The following is an 18350-nucleotide window of genomic DNA, read 5'->3' on the forward strand; positions in this document are numbered from 1 at the left end:
GGGATTTGAGGCCGCGCGAGTTCGACCACGACGATGTCCTGCGCATCGCGTTCGACCAGTTCTGGCGCAAGGGGGTGCGCGGCACCTCGCTGTCGGACATCGCGCGCGATGCCGGCGTGCAGCGCGGCAGCCTCTACAATGCGTTCGGCAGCAAGGAGGCGCTGTTCCTGCAGGCCTATGAACGCTATGCGGGGGATTATCTCGCAGCGCTGCAAAAGGCGCTCGGCACAGGCTCCCTGCGCAAGCGCCTCACCGCATTCTTCGATCTCACCATCACCAATTTCCGCTCGGGCACGCCGCCGCGGGGATGTCCGACCACGCGCGGGCTGATGGAGCTCGGCGCTGCCGAAGGCGAGGGGCTGGATGAAGACGCACGCGAGGCGTTTGCAAGCTTGATCTCGCGCATCACCGCACTGGTGCAGGACACGTTGGCGGCGGGTGCGGCGCGCGGCGAATTCGACGGCAATCCCGCGGCCGCGGCGCTGCACATCATCACGGTGACGCGCGGCCTCGCCGTGCTCGAACGCGCCTTCGGTGACGAGCCGCAATTGCGCAAGATCGCCGGGCACACGATCGATCTCGTGCTCGGCAGGAAGGGAGGTAGCGCATGATCCGGAAAAGTGTGAAGCGGTTTTCCGGAAAGATCATGCGCAAACAACAGCTCTCAGCACAACGCGAGCGCGTTGACCGCCCGTGTCGCCGCATCTTCCTTGCCGGAGCCGACGAACTGGCCGACGATGGATTCGAGCTCGCCCGGCTGGTTGCGGCGCGCGACCGTCAAGAGGCGCATCAATTCAGCCTCGTCCTTGGACAGGCGCCGGCACGACGGCGGCATGAAGCACAGCTCGCATGGCCGGCCGCTGCGCAGGATTCGGACCAGCGCTGCAGCCCGTGCCACCAGCAGCGGACTGTCGGCAATATCAGGCGCCTCGTCGGCGAAGCGATAGGCCGCTTCCCAGCAATCGGACGCGCCGGTCGAATAGGCCGCGCCGATGAAGCGGAACAGCGACAGCGCGACGCGGCAGAAATCATCGTAGCTCTCGACGCCGGGACGCGCCGCAAGCGCGGCCTGGAGCGGACAAAGCCGCGGCTGGCCGGCGTCCGGGACCGTCACAGAACCGCAAATATCCGGGGTCATCAACGATCTCGTCAGTGCAATGTCGGGCTTCCGACCAGCCAGCTCTTCATCGCCATGGTGCGGTCATGCTCGAAGGACCGCACCTGCCGGTCGGGCAGGATGAGGCCCGCCATGCGGAAGATCGTGGCGAGACCGCGCACCGGCGCGAGCGCCCAATCGGCGCCGACTGGCGGCAGCCAGCTCTCGAACCGCTCGCGCACGATGTCGATGCGATCCTGCTGTGCCGCGGCGATGGCGTGCAGAATTCCGTGCTCGCTGTCCGACATGCGCGGACAAGTCGGACAGTGCACTTCGATGGCGGTATGGGCGGTGCAGGCGAAGATCTCGATGATGGATTCCAGCGAGAGCACGGCATCGCCCACGCGAAAATGGTCGTACACTTGCTGGATATCGGCTGCGGTCGGAACCGCGCCTCCGCTGCGCGCCTTGGCCCGGAATCCCCAGATGAACAGCCGTTCCGCGGCGCTCAGCGCCGGCAGGTCGAGCGTTTCGTGATGTGTCGATGGATGCATGGAGCCTCTGGCCTCTGCAGCGCGTGCGCCATCGCCGGCGCTGGATGTGTGCATCGATCGTTCTGCCAGAGCCCTCTCCAAGTCAACGCGGGCAGGGGCGATATCGAGGGCTTCTAGATTTGAAGCGTTCGATGTTCGGACGCGGGGGGGGGGCCCGGCCGGGAGGCGAGCGAAGTGAAGTCGCAGGCGTGCGCGCGGCCTAGCGCGACTTCTTCTCTGCGACATCGCGAAAATGCTTCGCGATGTCGGCGCGCGTTGCAACCCAGACCCGGCCCTCCAGTTGCGCCAGCTGGGCCAGAATGGCGCGCACGGCACGGAAGCGTGCGGGCCGGCCGCATATGCGAAGGTGAAAGCCGATCGACAGCATCGAGGATCGGCCGCGCTCGGCCTCCTCGGCCAGCGTCGCAAGCGCGGCGCCAACGTAGTTCGAAAAATCCTCCGGCTGCACGAAACCGTTCGGGTGGAAGAACTTCATGTCGTTGGTGTCGAAGCCGTAGGGCAGGACCAGCATGGATCCCCATGGCGACCGGCTCCAATACGGCAGATCGTCGTCGAGTGCATTGGAATCATAGGCAAAGCCGAGCTGGGTCAGCAGATCGCGTGTCCAGATGCTCTGGCTGCCGCGCGACATGAAGCCGACCGGCGTGACGCCGGTCGCGCGGGCGATGACGTCGCGCGTCTTCTCGATCTCGCGACGCTCGGTTTCGGCATCGCCATAGAGCGCGTGCGGCAGCCAGCGCCAGCCATGCACCGCCGGCTCGTGCCCAGCCTCGGCCACGGCACGGGCAAGATCCGGCACGCGCTCGACGGCGCGGCCGCACATCATGAAGGTGGAGCGGATGTTCGCGTCAGTGAAGACGTCGAGGAAGCGCCACAGGCCCGCGCGCAGGCCGTAGTCGAACACCTGCTCCTGGGCGAGATCGCGAACGCCCGGCGGTGATGTCGAGGCGACCTCGCCATAGCGCTCCGTCTCGGCATCGCCCTGCTCGATCGCGAGCTCGGCGCCTTCCTCGAAATTCACCACCAGCGACACCGCGACGCGGGCGCCGTTGGGCCAGACGATATCGGGTCGTGCTCTTCCATATCCGCGAAGATCGCGCTCGATCGGCATGGTCAGCGGCTTCCGATCTGGCGGCTGACGCCGCCGAAAATTTCGGCGCAGACGAGACCTGCCAGAGTCAGCAGCACGATGACGCCGGAGACGGCGGCGACGCGCACGTCGAGGCTGCCTTCGAGGATGGCCCAGAGCTTGATCGGCAACACCTCGGTGCGCGCATCGGCCAGGAACAGTGACACCGGGACGTTGTCGAATGAAGTGAGAAACGCAACAAAACAGCTCGCGACGATGCCGCGGCGGATCAGCGGCAACGTGACGCGGCGGAAAGTGTACCAGCGGCTGGCGCCAAGGCTGAGCGAGCAGGTGATCAGCACCGGATTGAGCTGCTGCACCGACGCTCCGACCATCCGGATCACGAAGGGCACGCAGATGATGGTATGGCCAAGCACCAGCGTCGCCGCTGACAGGCGGATGCCGAGCAGATTGAAGACCAGCAGCAGCGACAGGCCGAACGCCATCGCGGGCAGCACCATCGGCGACATGAACAGCGCATCAAGGAACCGCGCCATCTTCAACTTGCTCCGCGCAAGCCCGAGCGCCGCGGCGCCGCCCAAAACGGCGGAGAGGATCGTCGCGGCCGCGGCGACCTTGAGACTGGTCAGCGCGGGCTCGACGATCTCCTGCGACTGGAGCAGCTCGACATACCAGCGCAGCGACCAGCTCGGCGGCGGGAATTTCAGCGTGATGCCGCCGGTGAAGGAAATGATCAGCACGACCAGCGTCGGCCCCAGCAAGAGCAGCATGCCGAAGCCGGTGATTGTACCGACGACGGCGGAGTAGATCCGGTCAACGAGACTACGCTGCATCGACGCCTCGGACGAAGCGGCGGGACAGGGCACCGATGGCAAACACGATTCCGGTCACTGCCAGCGTGAAGATCAGCGACAGCGCGGCCGAGAACGGCCAGTCCTGCACGCCGACGGCCTGCTGGTAGATATAGGACGGCATCAAAATGATGCGTCCGCCGCCGACCAATGTCTGGGTGATGAAGGCGGTCGCGGCGGCAGCGAAGACGAGCAGCCAGCCGGCGATGGCGCCCGGCAGCGTCAGCGGCAGGATGACGGTCATGAAGATCCGGGCGCGGCTCGCGCCCAGCCCCTCTGCCGCGCGCGTCAGATTGCCGTCGAGCCGCAGCAGGCTGTTGATCACAGGCAGCGCCATCAGGGGAAGCTGGATTTGCGTCAGCGCCAGGACCATGCCCTCCCAAGAGTAAAGCAGGCGTGCCGGGGCCTGCCACAGTCCCAGCGACAGCATGGCGGAATTGACGATGCCGTCGCGGCCGAGGATGACGATCCAGGCAAAGGTTCGCACCACCGTACTGGTCAACAGCGGCAGCATGATCAGGAAGGTGATCAGGGTGCGCATGAACGGGCCGCTCGCGACATAGACGAGCGCGAGCGGGTAGGCGAGGATCAGCGTCGCCAGCGCGACCTCCGCTCCCAACCAAAGCGTGTCCGACAGCACCTTGAGGCTGAACGGATCAGACAGGAATCGCAAATATTGGGCCAGCGATAGGCCCGAGAATTGCGGATCGCGGAACAGGCTGACCAGCACGAGTGCGGCCAGCGGCAGCACGAAGGCTGCGAAGAACAGCGCTGCCAGCGGGATCACCGGCAACAATTGTCTCGATGCATTCGCGCTGGCTGACGACATCTAGATCTTCACTTCCTTGCTGAAGCGGGTGATCCATTCGCCGCGCAGCGGCTGGAACTTGGTCCAGTCGAGCAGCACGTTGTTGGCGACGAGGTCGTCGACGCTCTTGGCCACCGTGAGGTTGGCGCCGGTCAGCGCCACCTTGCCGTTGGTCGGCATCATCATCCAGGGCGCTGCCTCCAGGCCCTTCTGCGTCTCGACCGACATCACCGTGTCGAGATAGTCGAGCACCGCCTTCGGATCCTGGTTGTTCTTGACGATCTGCGCGCTGGTGCGGATCACGACAGCACCGGACTTCGGCTTGGCGAAGGCGATGTCGACGCCCTTGGCGGCGAGCAGCGCGACGTTGTTCCAGAAATTGAAGGCGATATCGATCTCGCCCTGCTGGAACAGCGCCGCCAGCGCGCCGGGCGACGCGGCGATCGCCCCGACATTCGGCAGCAGCTTTTTCATGGCCTCGAAGGCCGGCTCGATATTGGTCTCGGAGCCGCCGTTGAGCTTGGCGATCTCGACCATGAAGGCGGTGCCGAGGCTGGAGCCGAGCCCGGTGATGCCAACGCGGCCCTTGTATTCCGGCTTCCACAGATCCTCCCACGAGGTCGGCGGCGTCGTGATCTTCTTCGGATTGTAGGCGATGCCGATCAACTGACAGGTGATGACAGGCGCGTAACCGTCGGGATGGCGGAACGCGCTCGGAATGTCGGCAAGGGATTTCGACTGCTCGGCCGGGAATTTCTCCAGCACACCGCTCGCGATCGCCGGGATCAGCGGGCCCTCGTCGAACAGCACCACGTCGAACGGCGGGGCGTTGCGCGAGGCCTGGATCTTGCCGATCTGGTCGACACCCAAGAGCGGTGTGAAGGTGACGCCGCCGTCGCCGGTCTTCTTGAAGGCCGGCCCGACCACCGAACGGAAGGCTTCGTCGAAGCTGCCGGGATAGGTCGTCGCCACGATCGAAGTGGCGGCGCGCAACGATGTCGGCCATCCCAGGCCTGCCGCCGCAAGCGCGGCCGAACCCGAGGTGAGCAGCGATCTACGGGACAGGCTCATATCAAACACTCCTTTGCTGATGCTTGGAAACGTCGTCGACCGGCGTGCTGAAGATGCTGACGCGCGAGACATCGGAGATCGCGAGCCAGGCCGTCTCTCCGGCCCGCGCTCTTGCAGTGCCGGCTGCGCGGGCCTGACTGATCTTCACGGCCTCCCCGCTCGCGGTGACGCCTTCGGTGACGCTGATGGCGCCGAGCGGCACGGTGGCGCGGATCGTGACGGGGATGGCGCCGGTCCGTTCGGCGCCGAACGCGATGTTTTCAGGCCGGACGGAGAGCGTCACCGGCGTGCCGCGCCTGCGCTGAACCGAACGGCCGAGATCGATCTCGGGGCCGGCGTCCAGCTGCACGCGGTCGGCGTCGGTGACGGTGCCGCGAAGGAGATTGGTGTGGCCGATGAAGCTCGAGATGAACAGGCTCGCCGGGCGGTCGTAGAGCGCATCCGGGCTGTCGATCTGCTCGATGCGCCCCTTGTTGAGGACGACGATGCGGTCGGCCATCGACAGCGCTTCCTCCTGGTCGTGCGTGACGATGATGGAGGTGACGCCGAACGTCTTCAAAAGGCTCTTGATCTCGATCTGCATGTCCAGGCGCAGATTCTTGTCGAGGGCCGAGAACGGCTCGTCGAGCAGGACGAGGCCCGGATCGATTGCAAGCGCCCGCGCCAGTGCGACGCGTTGCTGCTGTCCGCCGGAGAGTTCCCCCGGAAGCCGTCGTGCGTAGGTCGCCATCTGGGCGAGGCCGAGCATCTGCTCGACCTTCGCCGCGATCTCGGCGTTAGGCCGTTTGCGTGCGCGCAGTCCGTAGGCGACGTTCTCGAACACGGACAGATGCGGAAACAGCGCATAGTTCTGGAACACCATGCCGATGCGGCGGCGATTGGCGGGGATGTGCTCGACCCGCGCGCCATCGAAGCGGACTTCGCCCCTGGATGGACGCAGGAAGCCTGCGATGATCTGAAGCATCGTGGTCTTGCCGCAGCCGGAGGGCCCGAGCAGCGCGATCAGCTCGCCGGCAGCGACGGTGAGATTGATTTCGTCCAGCGCAACCGTCGCGCCAAAGGCGTGGCCGATGCCTTTCAGATCAAGCGAATGTCCGCGCACGTCACTCAACGCCAGCTCCATCCTTCGCGCTGTCCTGCGCGAGGGGGGTAGCAATCGCCGTGCCAGCGCGGCTCGCTTGCTAAGGCCTTGGAAACGTTGCTGCAATATATTGGCGCCAATAATTGGCGCCAATTTGATGTATGTATTGTGAACAAATATACGGCAGGTTTGTATGAAAAATGGGCTGCGGCGGCCTGCCAGAATCCTGTAAAAGCGAGACATGAAGCGAACCCGTACCCTCAAGCGCAAGCCGAAGCGCTCCGAGCCGAAGCACAGGGAGCCGGAGGCCGTCGATCCGCGCAGCATCGACGACGATCCGGTGGTTCAGGGTATCCTGACCGCGATCAGCCAGAAGCGGCTCAAGCCGGGTGCCAAGCTCGGCGAGGACAAGCTCGCGGCGGCGTTCGGCACCACGCGGATTCACATCCGCCAGGCGCTGGCCTATCTCGCCTCGCGCAAGGTCGTGATGCAGATTCCCAACCGCGGCGCCTTCGTGTATCGGCCGAGCTGGGAGGAGGCGCAGGACATCTTTGCCGCGCGCCGCATCATCGAGACCGCGGCTGTGAGCGCCGCGATCGACCGGCTGGACAAAGCCGGCAGGGCCGAGCTGAAGGCGCATATGGATCGTGAAGCGCGCCACGATCGCAACGACCGCTGGGCCTCGCTGTCGCTGACGGCGGAATTCCACGTCTTGGTCGCCAAGCTTGCGGGCAACCGTGTGCTGCTGGAGATGTCGCGCGAGCTGATGCTGCGAACATCGCTGGCGATCGCGACCTTCGAGCAGCCGGGCGAGCCGGATTGCTCGCCCGATGCGCATCCCGATATCGGCGCGTTGATCCTCGCCCGCGACAAGGCCGGTGCGATCCACGCCATGCGTCATCACATAGAGGAGATGGAGCAACGGATCCGGCCGAAGGAAGGTGAAGACGAGGTCGACGAGCTCACCGCAATCTTCCAGGAGATCGGCGCACGGGCGCGGGCGGGCGGATAGCATGACCGGCCGGCGCATCCTCCTGATCAATCCGAACAGCAATGAGGCGACCACCACGATGATGGTGGCGATTGCGAGGTCAGCTGCCGCCGATGGTTTCGACATTGTCGGCGCCACCGCGAAGCGTGCGCCCGCGATGATTCTCTCGGCGGATGCGCTGGAGGCGGCAGCGCCGGAGGTTGAGGAGATCGCGCGGGTCAACAGCTGTCAGTGCGACGGCATCATCGTATCGGCATTTGGCGATCCCGGGCTCGCTGCGATAAAGGCCGCGATGAAGCTGCCCGCCGTCGGCATCGGCGAATCCGCGATGCTGGAAGCTGCCGGGGACGGTCGCCGGTTCGGCGTGGCGACCACGACGCCGCTGCTCAATGCGAAGATCGATGCATTGCCTGATGCGCTGGGGTTGCGATCGCTCTACACCGGCACGCGCTTTGCCGACGGCGATCCGCTTGAGCTTCTGCGCAATCCGGCGCAGCTGCGCACGGCTCTTGCCGGCGCAGTCGAGGCCTGCATCGCGCAGGACCGAGCGGAGGCGGTCATCATCGGCGGCGGGCCGCTGGGTGAAGCGGCACGCGAGCTTCAGCCGATGTTCGCCGTGCCGGTCATCACGCCGATCCCGTCAGCCGTGCGGCGGATCATTCGCCTCGTTGAGGCGTAGCGTGATTTTTCCGCGCCGCGGCATCGGCCGCGCCGCGGAAAACTGTTTTCCTTGACATGACCTCTGCCGTGCTCGACGTGTAACGACGTCGCGCGACGCCACATTGCGTGCCGTCGCGACGAGAAAAGCAGCACGGGAAAGACGCCATGAACGCGGGTCTCGACGAGAACAGCTACCTCGCCACTTTGCGCGGTCTGTGGGACAAGGCCTGGCCGCAGGGCGTGCCGCGCTCGCCGAACTATCTGCACGGCGAAGTTCCCTTGACGGAATATCTGCGCGCCTGGGCGAAGCGGAGCCCCGATCGTCCCGCGGTGATCTTCTACGGACACGTCACGACCTATGCGGAGCTCGACCAACAGAGCGACCGCTTTGCGGCGCTGCTGGCCGCCAAGGGCGTGCGCAAGGGCGATCGCGTCGCCGTGTTCCTGCCGAACTGTCCGCAATTCCACATCGTGTTCTTCGGCATTTTGAAGCTCGGCGCCGTCCATGTCCCGGTCAGCCCGCTGTCGCGCGCGTTCGAGCTGTCCTACGAGCTCAACGACACCCAGGCAGAAATCATCGTGGCGCTCGACCAGCTCATCCCCGTCGTCGAGCAGGTCCGCGGCGAGGTGCGCCTGCGCGAGATCATCGTCACCAGCTTTGCCGACGTCGTTCCGGCTTCACCTGCCTTTCCCGCGCCGGACTCGATCCGCACGCCACGCGTTGCGGTCGCAGGCGCGACCGATCTGCTGCCGGCGCTTGCCGCGCAGCCCGCGCCAACGCCGCTGCCGCCGCCCCGCCTCGATGACGTCGCCGCGCTCAACTACACCGGCGGCACCACCGGCATGCCCAAGGGTTGCGTTCACACCCACCGCGACATGGTCTACACCGCCGCCGCCAACTACAACATCTCGGTGCTGTCGGACGAGAGCAGCGTGTTCCTGTCGTTCTTCCCGGAGTTCTGGATCGCCGGCGAGAATTTCGGCCTGATCTTCCCGCTGTTCTCGGGTGGCACGCTGGTGCTGCTGGCGCGTTGGGACGCCGTCGGCGCGATGGCGGCGATCGACAAGTACAAGGTCACGATCACCGCGATGCCGGTCGACGGCGCGGTCGAGCTGATGGATCATCCGCGCTGGCGCGAATTCGACCTGTCGTCCTTGAGGCAGGTGCGCGTCGTCTCCTTCGTCAAGAAGCTCAATGCCGATTACCGCAAGCGCTGGAAGGATCTCACCGGCACGATCCTGATGGAGGCGGCCTGGGGCATGACCGAGACCCACACCTCCAACACCTTCACGTCAGGCTTCCAGGACGACGATTTCGATCTCAACAACCAGCCGATCTTCGTCGGCCTGCCGGTGCCCGGCGCCGAGTTCAAGATCACCGATTTCGAGACCGGCGCGCTGCTGCCGCTCGGCGCCGAGGGCGAGATCCGCGTGCGGACGCCCTCGCTGCTCAAGAGCTACTGGAACAAGCCCGAAGCAACCGCGGAATCGCTGATCGACGGCTGGCTGCGCACCGGCGACATCGGCACGATCGACAAGGACGGATTCCTGCACTTCCTCGGCCGCCGCAAGGAGATGCTGAAGGTCAAGGGCATGAGCGTGTTTCCGCCGGAGATCGAGGCGCTGCTCGGACAGCATCCGAAGGTGCTGGGCTCGGGCGTGGTCGGGCGCGACGACGCGGACAAGGGCCAGGTGCCGGTGGCCTATATCCAGCTCAAGCCGGAAGCGGTCGGCACCGTGACCGCCGCGGATATTCGCGCCTGGTGCGCCGAGCGCATGGCCGTCTACAAGGTTCCGGAAGTGCGTATGATCGAGGCCCTGCCGCTGACGGCGACGGGCAAGGTGAAGAAGCAGGATCTCGATCCCAATGCGCCTGCTGCTGTCTGAGTGAGAGAGACGATGTCGTTCAAGAAACTCCTGATCGCCAATCGCGGCGAGATCGCCATCCGTATCGCGCGTGCTGCGGCCGACGCCGGCATTGCGACGGTGGCGATCCATCCCGCCGACGATGCGCTGTCGCTGCACGTGCGCGTGGCCGATGACGCCGTCGAAATCGCCGGCCGCGGCGCGCGGGCCTATCTCGACATCGAGGCAGTGGTGAAGGCGGCGAAGAGCGTCGGCTGCGATGCCGTGCATCCCGGCTATGGCTTCCTCAGCGAGAATGCGGCGTTTGCAAAGGCCTGCGCTGACGCAGGCCTCACTTTCGTCGGGCCGAAACCGGCGGCGCTCGAACTGTTCGGCGACAAGGTGGCGGCCCGGCAATTGGCGAAACGTTGCGGCGTGCCGATCATCGCCGGCACCAGCGGGCCTTCCTCGATGGAGGAGATCACGGCATTCTTCACATCGCTCGGCAGCAACGCGGCGATCGTGATCAAGGCGATGGCCGGCGGCGGCGGGCGCGGCATGCGCGTGGTCGAGAACGCATCCGATCTCGCGGAAGCCTATGCGCGCTGCCAGTCGGAGGCCAAGGCCGCGTTCGGCTTCGACGGCGTCTATGCAGAGCGGCTGATCCGGCAGGCGCGCCATATCGAGGTGCAGATCATCGGCGACAAGCACGGCGCGATTTCCCATCTCTGGGAGCGCGAATGCACCATCCAGCGCCGGCACCAGAAGCTGGTCGAGGTCGCCCCGAGCCCGTCGCTGAGCGATCCCCTGCGCGGCCGCATCATCGAGGCGGCGAAGCAGCTTGCGACGGCGGCCTCTTACGACAATCTCGGCACCTTCGAGTTCCTGGTCGACGGCACCGCCGAGGACAGTTTTGCCTTCATCGAGGCCAATCCGCGGCTGCAGGTCGAGCACACCGTGACGGAAGAGGTGCTCGGCCTCGATCTCGTCCGCGCCCAGCTCGCGGTCGCTGCGGGAGCTTCGCTGGCCTCGCTTGGCCTGGCGCAGGGATCGATCCCGAAGCCGCGCGGCTATGCCATGCAGCTGCGCGTCAACATGGAGACGCTGGACGTGTCAGGCGCGACGCATCCGACCGGCGGTGTGCTCGCGGTGTTCGAGCCGCCGTCGGGTCCCGGCGTCCGCGTCGATAGTTTCGGCTACGCCGGTTACAAGACCAGCGCGGCCTTCGACTCGCTGCTCGCAAAGGTCATCGTGCACACGCCGGGCGAAGCCTGGCACGACGTGGTCGCGAAAGCCTCGCGCGCCTTGCGCGAATTCCGCATCGACGGCGTCGTCACCAACATCGCCTTCCTCCAGGCGGTGCTGGCGCATCCCGATTTCAGGATCAACCGCATCGCGACCGACTTCATCGATCGCAACATCGCAAAGCTGGTCGAAGCCGCCGATGGTGCCGCCAAGCCTCTCTACTTCGCGGCGACGGAGCACAGTGGTGCTCACGGCACCGAGGCGCACGTCGCACAGATCGTGCCCGAGGGCACGGTGATGGTTGCGGCGCCCTTGCAAGGCACCATCGTCACCATCCAGGTCAGGGAGGGCGAGATCGTGCGCCCGGGCCAGCAGCTTGCCGTGATCGAGTCCATGAAGATGGAGCATCTGGTGATGGCCGAGCAGGGCGGCCGCGTCATGAAGCTCGTGGCTGGCGATGGCGTCACGCTGCTGCATGGCGAGCCGATCATGTATCTCGAGCCGCTCGACGTCGCGGCCGACAGCACGGCGGCGGAAGCCGATGTCGATCTCGACCATATTCGCCCCGATCTTGCCGAGCTGATCGCGCGCCAGGCCAACACGCTGGATGCGAACCGCCCGGCCTCGGTCGAACGCCGCCGCAACACCAACCAGCGCACCGCGCGCGAGAACGTCGCCCAGCTCGTCGACGACGGCTCGTTCATGGAGTACGGCAGCCTTGCGATCGCGGCGCAGCGTCGCCGCCGCAAGCTCGATGACCTCATCAAGAACACGCCGGCCGACGGCCTCGTCATGGGCGTCGCCACCGTGAACGGCGAGAAGTTCGGGCCCGAGGGCGCGCGCTGCATCGTCGTGGCCTACGACTACACCGTGCTCGCGGGCACGCAGGGCCACATGAACCACAAGAAGATCGACCGCATGCTGACCTTGGCGGAAGACTGGCGCGTGCCGCTGGTGTTCTACGCCGAGGGCGGCGGCGGCCGGCCCGGCGACACCGATAGGCTCGGCATGACCGGCCTCGACGGCCCGTCCTTCGTGCAGTTCGCACGGCTCTCCGGCCTCGTGCCGGTCATCGGCGTTGTCTCCGGCTATTGCTTCGCCGGCAACGCCGCGATGCTCGGCTGCTGCGACGTCATCATCGCCACCAAGAACGCCTCGATCGGCATGGGCGGCCCCGCCATGATCGAAGGCGGCGGGCTCGGCGTCTATCACCCCGCCGAGGTCGGCCCTGTTTCGTTCCAGTCGCCGAACGGCGTCATCGACATCCTGGTCGAGGACGAAGAAGAGGCGACATCCGTCGCGCAAAAATACCTGTCCTATTTCCAGGGCACGGTGACGGAGTGGCAGGCCGCCGATCAGCGCCTGCTGCGCCGGGCCATCCCCGAGAACCGGCTGCGCGTCTACGATATCCGCAGCGTGATCGATCTCGTCGCCGACAAGGACAGCGTGCTCGAGCTGCGCCGCGACTACGGTGTCGGCATGATCACCGCGCTGATCCGCATCGAGGGCAAGCCGTTCGGCCTGATTGCCAACAACCCGCGCCATCTCGGCGGCGCCATCGACGCCGATGCCGGCGACAAGGCCGCGCGCTTCCTGCAGCTGTGCGATGCCTTCGATCTGCCCGTGGTCTCGCTCTGCGACACGCCCGGCTTCATGGTCGGCCCCGAAGCCGAAAAGACCGCGATCGTGCGCCACGTCTCGCGCATGTTCGTCACCGGCGCCAGCCTCACCGTGCCGCTGTTCGGCATCGTGCTGCGCAAGGGCTATGGCTTAGGGGCGCAGTCGATGATCGGCGGCGGCTTCCACGCCTCCTTCTTCACCGCGGCCTGGCCGACCGGCGAGTTCGGCGGCATGGGCCTGGAAGGCTATGTCCGGCTCGGTTTCCGCAAGGAGATGGAGGCGATCGCCGACCCCGAGGAGCGCGAGACCTATTACCGCAACAAGGTCGCCGAGCTCTACGCCAACGGCAAGGCCGTCTCGATCGCCTCGGTGTTCGAGATCGACAACGTCATCGACCCCGCCGAGACCCGGCGCTGGATCATGGCGGGCCTGCGGTCCGTGCCTAAGCCTGAGCCGAGGACGGGGAAGAAGCGGCCGTGCATCGATACATGGTGAGGAGTCGCGGCGCTGCCCCCTGGGCGTGCACGGCCAGGGGCCCATCGGGCGCGTTGCGCGTTGCCAAATAGGCCGCGATCAGGCCGCTCTTACGGAGCCGAGGAATCTGCTGACCTCGTCCTTGAGGCGTGTGCTGTCACGCGACAGCATCTGGGCTGAGGACAAGACCTGAACGGACGCAGAGCCGGTTTCGGCGGCATTGCGCTGTACGCTGGTAATACCGGAGCTGACCTCCTCGGCGCCCTTGGCCGCGTGCTGAATGTTGCGCGAGATCTCCTGGGTGGCGGCGCCCTGTTCCTCCACGGCGGAAGCGATCGCGGAGGCGATTTCCGACATACGTGTAATGGTGTCACCTATGCCCTGGATCGCAGCCACGGAGTTGTCGGTTGCCGATTGCATGCCCGAGACGTGGCGGCTGATTTCCTCGGTAGCCTTCGCGGTCTGCTCGGCGAGCGCCTTCACTTCAGATGCGACGACCGCGAAGCCGCGTCCGGCTTCTCCGGCGCGTGCGGCCTCGATTGTTGCGTTCAGCGCAAGTAGGTTGGTCTGAGCGGCGATGTTATTGATCAGCTCGATGACATCCCCGATGCGCCCTGCGGCTTCGGCGAGACGGGCGATGTCTCCGTTCGTCCTGGTCGCCTGCTGAACGGCCTCACTGGCGATGCGCGAGGACTCCTGCACTTGACGGCCGATTTCGTTGACCGACGAGCTCAGCTCCTCACTTGCCGAGGCGACAGATTGCACATTTGTTGAGGCCTCTTCGGACGCCGCCGCCACCGCCGCACTGATGGTTTGCGTCTGTTCCGCCGTGGTCGTGAGGGTACCTGCGGATGCTTCCAGCTCCGTCGAGGCTGAAGAGACCGTGTGAACGATCTCGCCGACCGTTCCCTCGAATTCACCGGCGAGGCGGTGCATCTCCTGACGCCGCAGTTCGGCCTGGAGACGGTCCTGTTCGGCTTTCGTAGCGGCTTCCTGGCGTGCCTTCTCCGCGAGCATCAACTTGATTTCCTCGACCGCGCGGGCGGTCTGGCCGATCTCGTCCCTGCGTTCGGTACCGATCATGTCCACGATATCGCCCTTGGCCATCCTTTGCAGCAATCCGACGAGGCTTCGCATCGGTTTGGCGATGCCGAACTGACCGATGACGAAGCCGAGCAGCAGGCCGGAAATGATGCCAAATCCTGCGAGGCCGACCATGAGGCGCGACTTCGACTGGTATTCGTCGCTTGCGGCCTTGGCGAATTCCTCGACGCGGTCGTTCAGGCGGTCGGCGACCACCTTGATCGAAGCCTGAAGCTTCTCCGAAGCAGACCAGCTCTTCATCACGGCGGCCGTCAGTTCGTCGCCCTGAGCGCTCTTCTTCTCTTCCTTTGCCTGCGCCAGCAGTGCGCGCGTCTGACCGAGCTGGACCTTGTAGTCCGCGTAGGATTGGCGAACGTTGGCGAGCAGCTGCTGGGCCCTCTCGTCGCGCGTCTTGCCGACCTCGTCGAGTCGCTCATCAAACTGCTTGAGCTGGTCGTCGATCATCTTCAGGACCGCTTGACGGCTCGCTTCGCTGGTGTCGAGCGCGCCACGCAGCTCCGCGCGGTTGAAGTCACGAGCATTCTGGTTGGCGCGCGCGGCGAGAAGCGACCGGCGTGCGGCTTTTGCCATGTTGTCGGCGCCCTCGTTGAGCTGGGCCAGTGAGCTGGCGCCGAACCAGGCGAGCATTGCCGCGATCGTCGACAGCATCGTGATCACGGCCAGAATTTTGGTGAGCACGCGAAAGCGGGAAAGAGCGTTCATGTGTCCTCCGGTTGCCGAACAGCGTCTGCAGTGGGCTTCGGTGTTGCGCGGGCCTCCTTCTGAATTTCAGATTGACCGGCGCCCACATAGTTTCTAATTGCCGCGGTTAAGCCGGGCTGAATATCGCGTCCGTACTTCACCGAGGATGGGGCGACCCCGTGGGAGCGATCTTCCGTAGGACCACGGAGACCAGCGAAACGGCCGCGCCTGTCCCCGGAGTGGACAAGGAGAAGGGCTCTGCTTCGACACCTGGTAAGTGCGGTGCAGCAATTCCGCGTCCGGCCGTCGAAGCGAGCTGTGTCCACATCGTCATGCCCGGGCTTGTCCCGGGCATCCACGTTCTTTCGCACGCGCGGCAATGCGTGGATGGCCGGGACATAGGCGAGCGGACGCGACGCCGTCCTTCGGCCGGCTATGCTCGGCGATGACGACACTGAGACAGTGTGCCATCTGCCTGCGACCGGTTCCCGATTGACATCCCCGCCTGTGGTGCCAGACTTTGCACAATAATACAGGGTGGAGACGTCCGCGATGGCCAGCCTTTCGGCCTCGAACCATGTCGCCCGTGTCTTGTCCGTCGCCAATCATGTGGCCGACGTCGATGCCTCTTCGCGGATCGCCAATTCCTGGCGGCGGTGCCTGGTCAATCACAAGCTCGATCCGGCCCGGCAGGGACCGCCGCAGACGTTGACCGAAGCCGAAATCCGGCACGTTGCCGGGCCGATGGAAGAGACGATCAGGCTCGCAACGCCTGAACTCGATGACCTCGCCCGCGTGCTGCGTGACGCCGGCTATTGCGTCAATCTCGCTGACGCCAACGCCACCATGCTGTTCAGCCGCCTGCCCGGCGAGGCGGATGCGCGCCTGTTCATGGACTGGAAGATCTACACCGGCTCGAATTTTGCCGAGGCCTGCGAGGGCACCAACGGTCTGGGCACCTGCCTCGCCGAGCAGAAGCCGATCCTGGTGCATCGCGACGAGCATTTTCGCGCGCAGTGGCACATGTTCTCCTGCGCGGTCGCGCCGCTGTTCGACCATGCCGGCCACCTCGCCGGAGCCATCAACATCACCTCTTGCCGAGAGGATCTCGAGCGCGCTGCGCATCAGCTCGCGCTCGCGGTGACGATGGAGGCGACCCGGCGCATGGAAGGGGCGATCTTCCGCGATCATTTCCGCAACGCCTGGATCGCGACCGTGCCGGGCGACGGCGGCAGCGGTCTGCTTGCCTATGACGACGATCGCCGCATCGTCGGCGCCTGCCGTTCGGCGCGCGCACTGCTGGGCCTCACCGACGGCTTGATCGCATCCGGGATCGACCTGTCGCGCTACGTCAAGTTCGATCATTCGCGCGGCGTGGATGAACTCGTCGAGCTGCGCCGTGCCGATGGCCGGCCGGTCGGGCGGAGCCATGTTGCCCCGCCGCTGCGCGCGAAGTCGATGGCGCCGCGCCGCGAGGCGCCCGTCGGCCGCTTCGACGCGTTGCATCGGCTCGCCGGCCACGATCCCGCGATGGTCAAGAGCGTGAAGCGGCTCGGCGCGGTCATCGATCACGATCTGCCGGTGCTGCTGCAGGGCGAGACAGGCGTGGGCAAGGACGTGTTTGCGCGCGCCATTCACGCCGCCAGCAATCGTGCGCGCAACGATTACGTCGCGCTGAACTGCGCCGCGATGCCGGAGAGCCTGATCGATGCCGAACTGTTCGGCTACGAGGCCGGTGCCTTCACCGGCGCGCGCCGCGACGGCTCGAAGGGCCTGATCGTGCAGGCCCATGGCGGCACGCTGTTCCTCGACGAGATCGGCGACATGCCGATCGCCCTGCAGACGCGGCTGCTCCGCGTGCTGGAGAACCGCGAGGTCTGGCCGCTCGGCGCGCTCAAGCCTGTCGCCGTCGACATCCGCCTGATCAGCGCCACCCACCGCGACCTCGGCCGCATGGCGGAAGAGGGCGCATTCCGCGCCGATCTCTATTTCCGCCTGCGCGGCATGGAGGTGCGGCTCCCGGCCCTGCGCGACCGCGCCGACCGCGACGATATCATCCGCCAGATCGCGCGCGAGGAGGCGCCGGGCTGCCGGCTCTCCAGCGAAGCCTGGGCGCAGCTTGCGGCCTATCCTTACCCCGGCAACATGCGCCAGCTCCGCCACGTGCTGCGGCTCGCCGGCTGCACGGCGGAGAATGGGGTGATCACCGATGCGGATCTTGATCTGCCGCCGTTCGGCGGGCGGACCGAGCCCGACCTCGAAGCCTCCGAGCGCGCCACCATCGTCGAGGCCCTGCGCAAGCATGGCGGCCGCGTCACTGAAGCTGCCCGCGCGCTGAAGTTGAGCCGCGCGACGCTGTACCGGAAGATCAAGCAGTTGAAGATCGAGACGGCGCAGTAGTGTCGATGGCATGCGGCAAGAGAGGTTAGAAGTCTCTGCCGCGACCGCTGATATCGTAGGGTGGGCAGAGCGAAACGTGCCCACGCGTTTTTTGCCATCGCGAGAGATCGTGGGCGCGGCGCAACTGCGCCTTTGCCCACCCTGCAAAGTCGCCGCCTTTACGAAAAATCGCTCCAGCTCAGATGCCGCGAGTCGAGATCGCCAACCGTGACGGTGCCGCGCATCTCGCGCGGCGTGTGGAAGCTGCTGCGGAGATAGATCAGCGGGGTCGATTCCGCGCCGTGCGAGACGCTGCGCACCTCGCCGACGAAGATCGAATGCGTCGTCGTCTCGAACTCCTGCGCCAGAACGCAGTCGAACGCGGCGACCGCATCGGTCAGCACCGGTGCGCCCGTTATGCCGCGCGTCCACTGTCCGAACGCAAAGCGGTCGTCGCCGTTGACGCCTTTCTGGCCGCTGAAGGTCAGCGCCAGCATTGCGTGATCCTCGTGCAGGAAGTTGATCGCGAACGCGCCTTCCTCGCGGATGCGCGCATGAGCGCTGGCATTGCGGTTGACACAGACGATCAGCGAGGGCGGCTTGTCCGACAGCGAGCAGGCCGAGGTCACCGTCAATCCGGTGCGCTTGCCGTGCTCGGCCCCGACCGTCACCAGTGCCACGGCGCCGGCGCACTGCCGCATCGCCTGCTTGAAATCCTTTGCGTCCAGAGGACTGCCGTCGACCGTCACGCGGAAATCTCCGAGATAGAAGCGGGTGCGGCAGATTCGCGCCGCACCCGC

Annotated in this window: 15 protein-coding genes; 6 read left to right on the plus strand and 9 right to left on the minus strand. The window is 65.8% G+C overall.

Annotated features, from left to right (window positions below; genetic code table 11):
* The first annotated feature begins 5 nt into the window (after positions 1-5).
* Complete coding sequence (locus TSA1_RS22645) at positions 6-611, plus strand: TetR/AcrR family transcriptional regulator (protein WP_100178260.1); 606 nt, start codon at positions 6-8, stop codon at positions 609-611.
* A gap of 53 nt (positions 612-664) precedes the next feature.
* Here TSA1_RS22645 and TSA1_RS22650 read toward each other — a convergent pair whose 3' ends face one another.
* The 7 genes from TSA1_RS22650 to TSA1_RS22680 form a co-directional block, all read right to left on the minus strand.
* Positions 665-1138, minus strand: coding sequence for a hypothetical protein (locus TSA1_RS22650; RefSeq protein ID WP_100178261.1), 474 nt, complete (start codon positions 1136-1138; stop codon positions 665-667).
* An 11-nt stretch (positions 1139-1149) separates the two neighbouring features.
* Positions 1150-1650 (minus strand): hypothetical protein, encoded by a 501-nt coding sequence (locus TSA1_RS22655; protein ID WP_100178262.1) that lies wholly within the window; start codon positions 1648-1650, stop codon positions 1150-1152.
* A gap of 199 nt (positions 1651-1849) precedes the next feature.
* Positions 1850-2761, minus strand: coding sequence for a polysaccharide deacetylase family protein (locus tag TSA1_RS22660; RefSeq protein WP_100178263.1), 912 nt, complete (start codon positions 2759-2761; stop codon positions 1850-1852).
* A 2-nt stretch (positions 2762-2763) separates the two neighbouring features.
* Complete coding sequence (locus TSA1_RS22665) at positions 2764-3573, minus strand: ABC transporter permease (RefSeq protein ID WP_100178264.1); 810 nt, start codon at positions 3571-3573, stop codon at positions 2764-2766.
* Positions 3563-4420, minus strand: coding sequence for an ABC transporter permease (locus TSA1_RS22670; protein WP_100178265.1), 858 nt, complete (start codon positions 4418-4420; stop codon positions 3563-3565). Before TSA1_RS22670 ends, TSA1_RS22665 begins: the two co-directional genes overlap by 11 nt.
* Positions 4421-5470 (minus strand): extracellular solute-binding protein, encoded by a 1050-nt coding sequence (locus TSA1_RS22675; protein WP_100178266.1) that lies wholly within the window; start codon positions 5468-5470, stop codon positions 4421-4423.
* A 1-nt stretch (position 5471) separates the two neighbouring features.
* Positions 5472-6593, minus strand: a complete 1122-nt coding sequence (locus TSA1_RS22680; RefSeq protein WP_100178267.1) for an ABC transporter ATP-binding protein — start codon at positions 6591-6593, stop codon at positions 5472-5474.
* Between the two features lie 199 nt (positions 6594-6792).
* Between TSA1_RS22680 and TSA1_RS22685 the strand changes: the two genes are divergently transcribed.
* From TSA1_RS22685 to TSA1_RS22700, 4 genes are all read left to right on the plus strand, one after another.
* Positions 6793-7563, plus strand: a complete 771-nt coding sequence (locus TSA1_RS22685; protein WP_100178268.1) for a GntR family transcriptional regulator — start codon at positions 6793-6795, stop codon at positions 7561-7563.
* Between the two features lies 1 nt (position 7564).
* Positions 7565-8221, plus strand: coding sequence for an aspartate/glutamate racemase family protein (locus tag TSA1_RS22690; RefSeq protein ID WP_100178269.1), 657 nt, complete (start codon positions 7565-7567; stop codon positions 8219-8221).
* Positions 8222-8367: 146 nt separating this feature from the next.
* Positions 8368-10089, plus strand: a complete 1722-nt coding sequence (locus tag TSA1_RS22695) for an AMP-binding protein (RefSeq protein WP_100178270.1) — start codon at positions 8368-8370, stop codon at positions 10087-10089.
* Positions 10090-10101: 12 nt separating this feature from the next.
* On the plus strand, positions 10102-13407 hold the full coding sequence (locus tag TSA1_RS22700; protein WP_174719022.1) for an acetyl-CoA carboxylase family protein: 3306 nt from the start codon (positions 10102-10104) through the stop codon (positions 13405-13407).
* A gap of 78 nt (positions 13408-13485) precedes the next feature.
* Here the strand turns inward: TSA1_RS22700 and TSA1_RS22705 are convergent, their stop codons facing one another.
* Positions 13486-15192, minus strand: coding sequence for a methyl-accepting chemotaxis protein (locus TSA1_RS22705; protein WP_100178272.1), 1707 nt, complete (start codon positions 15190-15192; stop codon positions 13486-13488).
* A 531-nt stretch (positions 15193-15723) separates the two neighbouring features.
* Here TSA1_RS22705 and TSA1_RS22710 point away from each other — a divergent pair.
* A complete protein-coding gene (locus TSA1_RS22710) occupies positions 15724-17571 on the plus strand; it encodes a sigma-54-dependent Fis family transcriptional regulator (protein ID WP_174719023.1) in 1848 nt (615 codons plus the stop codon).
* 158 nt (positions 17572-17729) lie between these two features.
* On the opposite strand, the gene TSA1_RS22715 is transcribed toward TSA1_RS22710, so the two are convergent.
* Positions 17730-18299: a flavin reductase family protein gene (locus TSA1_RS22715; protein ID WP_174719024.1), complete on the minus strand. Its 570-nt coding sequence runs from the start codon at positions 18297-18299 to the stop codon at positions 17730-17732.
* Positions 18300-18350 lie beyond the last annotated feature (51 nt).

It is taken from the genome of Bradyrhizobium nitroreducens, assembly GCF_002776695.1.
Lineage (GTDB): Bacteria > Pseudomonadota > Alphaproteobacteria > Rhizobiales > Xanthobacteraceae > Bradyrhizobium > Bradyrhizobium nitroreducens.

What these genes read in the sequence shown, in the direction of transcription:
- TSA1_RS22650 (WP_100178261.1), bottom strand. Translation starts at nt 1,138, where the DNA reads ATGACCCCGGATATTTGCGGTTCTGTGACGGTCCCGGACGCCGGCCAG.
- TSA1_RS22655 (WP_100178262.1), bottom strand. Translation starts at nt 1,650, where the DNA reads ATGCATCCATCGACACATCACGAAACGCTCGACCTGCCGGCGCTGAGC.
- TSA1_RS22660 (WP_100178263.1), bottom strand. Translation starts at nt 2,761, where the DNA reads ATGCCGATCGAGCGCGATCTTCGCGGATATGGAAGAGCACGACCCGAT.
- TSA1_RS22665 (WP_100178264.1), bottom strand. Translation starts at nt 3,573, where the DNA reads ATGCAGCGTAGTCTCGTTGACCGGATCTACTCCGCCGTCGTCGGTACA.
- TSA1_RS22670 (WP_100178265.1), bottom strand. Translation starts at nt 4,420, where the DNA reads ATGTCGTCAGCCAGCGCGAATGCATCGAGACAATTGTTGCCGGTGATC.
- TSA1_RS22675 (WP_100178266.1), bottom strand. Translation starts at nt 5,470, where the DNA reads ATGAGCCTGTCCCGTAGATCGCTGCTCACCTCGGGTTCGGCCGCGCTT.
- TSA1_RS22680 (WP_100178267.1), bottom strand. Translation starts at nt 6,593, where the DNA reads ATGGAGCTGGCGTTGAGTGACGTGCGCGGACATTCGCTTGATCTGAAA.
- TSA1_RS22685 (WP_100178268.1), top strand. Translation starts at nt 6,793, where the DNA reads ATGAAGCGAACCCGTACCCTCAAGCGCAAGCCGAAGCGCTCCGAGCCG.
- TSA1_RS22690 (WP_100178269.1), top strand. Translation starts at nt 7,565, where the DNA reads ATGACCGGCCGGCGCATCCTCCTGATCAATCCGAACAGCAATGAGGCG.
- TSA1_RS22695 (WP_100178270.1), top strand. Translation starts at nt 8,368, where the DNA reads ATGAACGCGGGTCTCGACGAGAACAGCTACCTCGCCACTTTGCGCGGT.
- TSA1_RS22700 (WP_174719022.1), top strand. Translation starts at nt 10,102, where the DNA reads ATGTCGTTCAAGAAACTCCTGATCGCCAATCGCGGCGAGATCGCCATC.
- TSA1_RS22705 (WP_100178272.1), bottom strand. Translation starts at nt 15,192, where the DNA reads ATGAACGCTCTTTCCCGCTTTCGCGTGCTCACCAAAATTCTGGCCGTG.
- TSA1_RS22710 (WP_174719023.1), top strand. Translation starts at nt 15,724, where the DNA reads ATGGCCAGCCTTTCGGCCTCGAACCATGTCGCCCGTGTCTTGTCCGTC.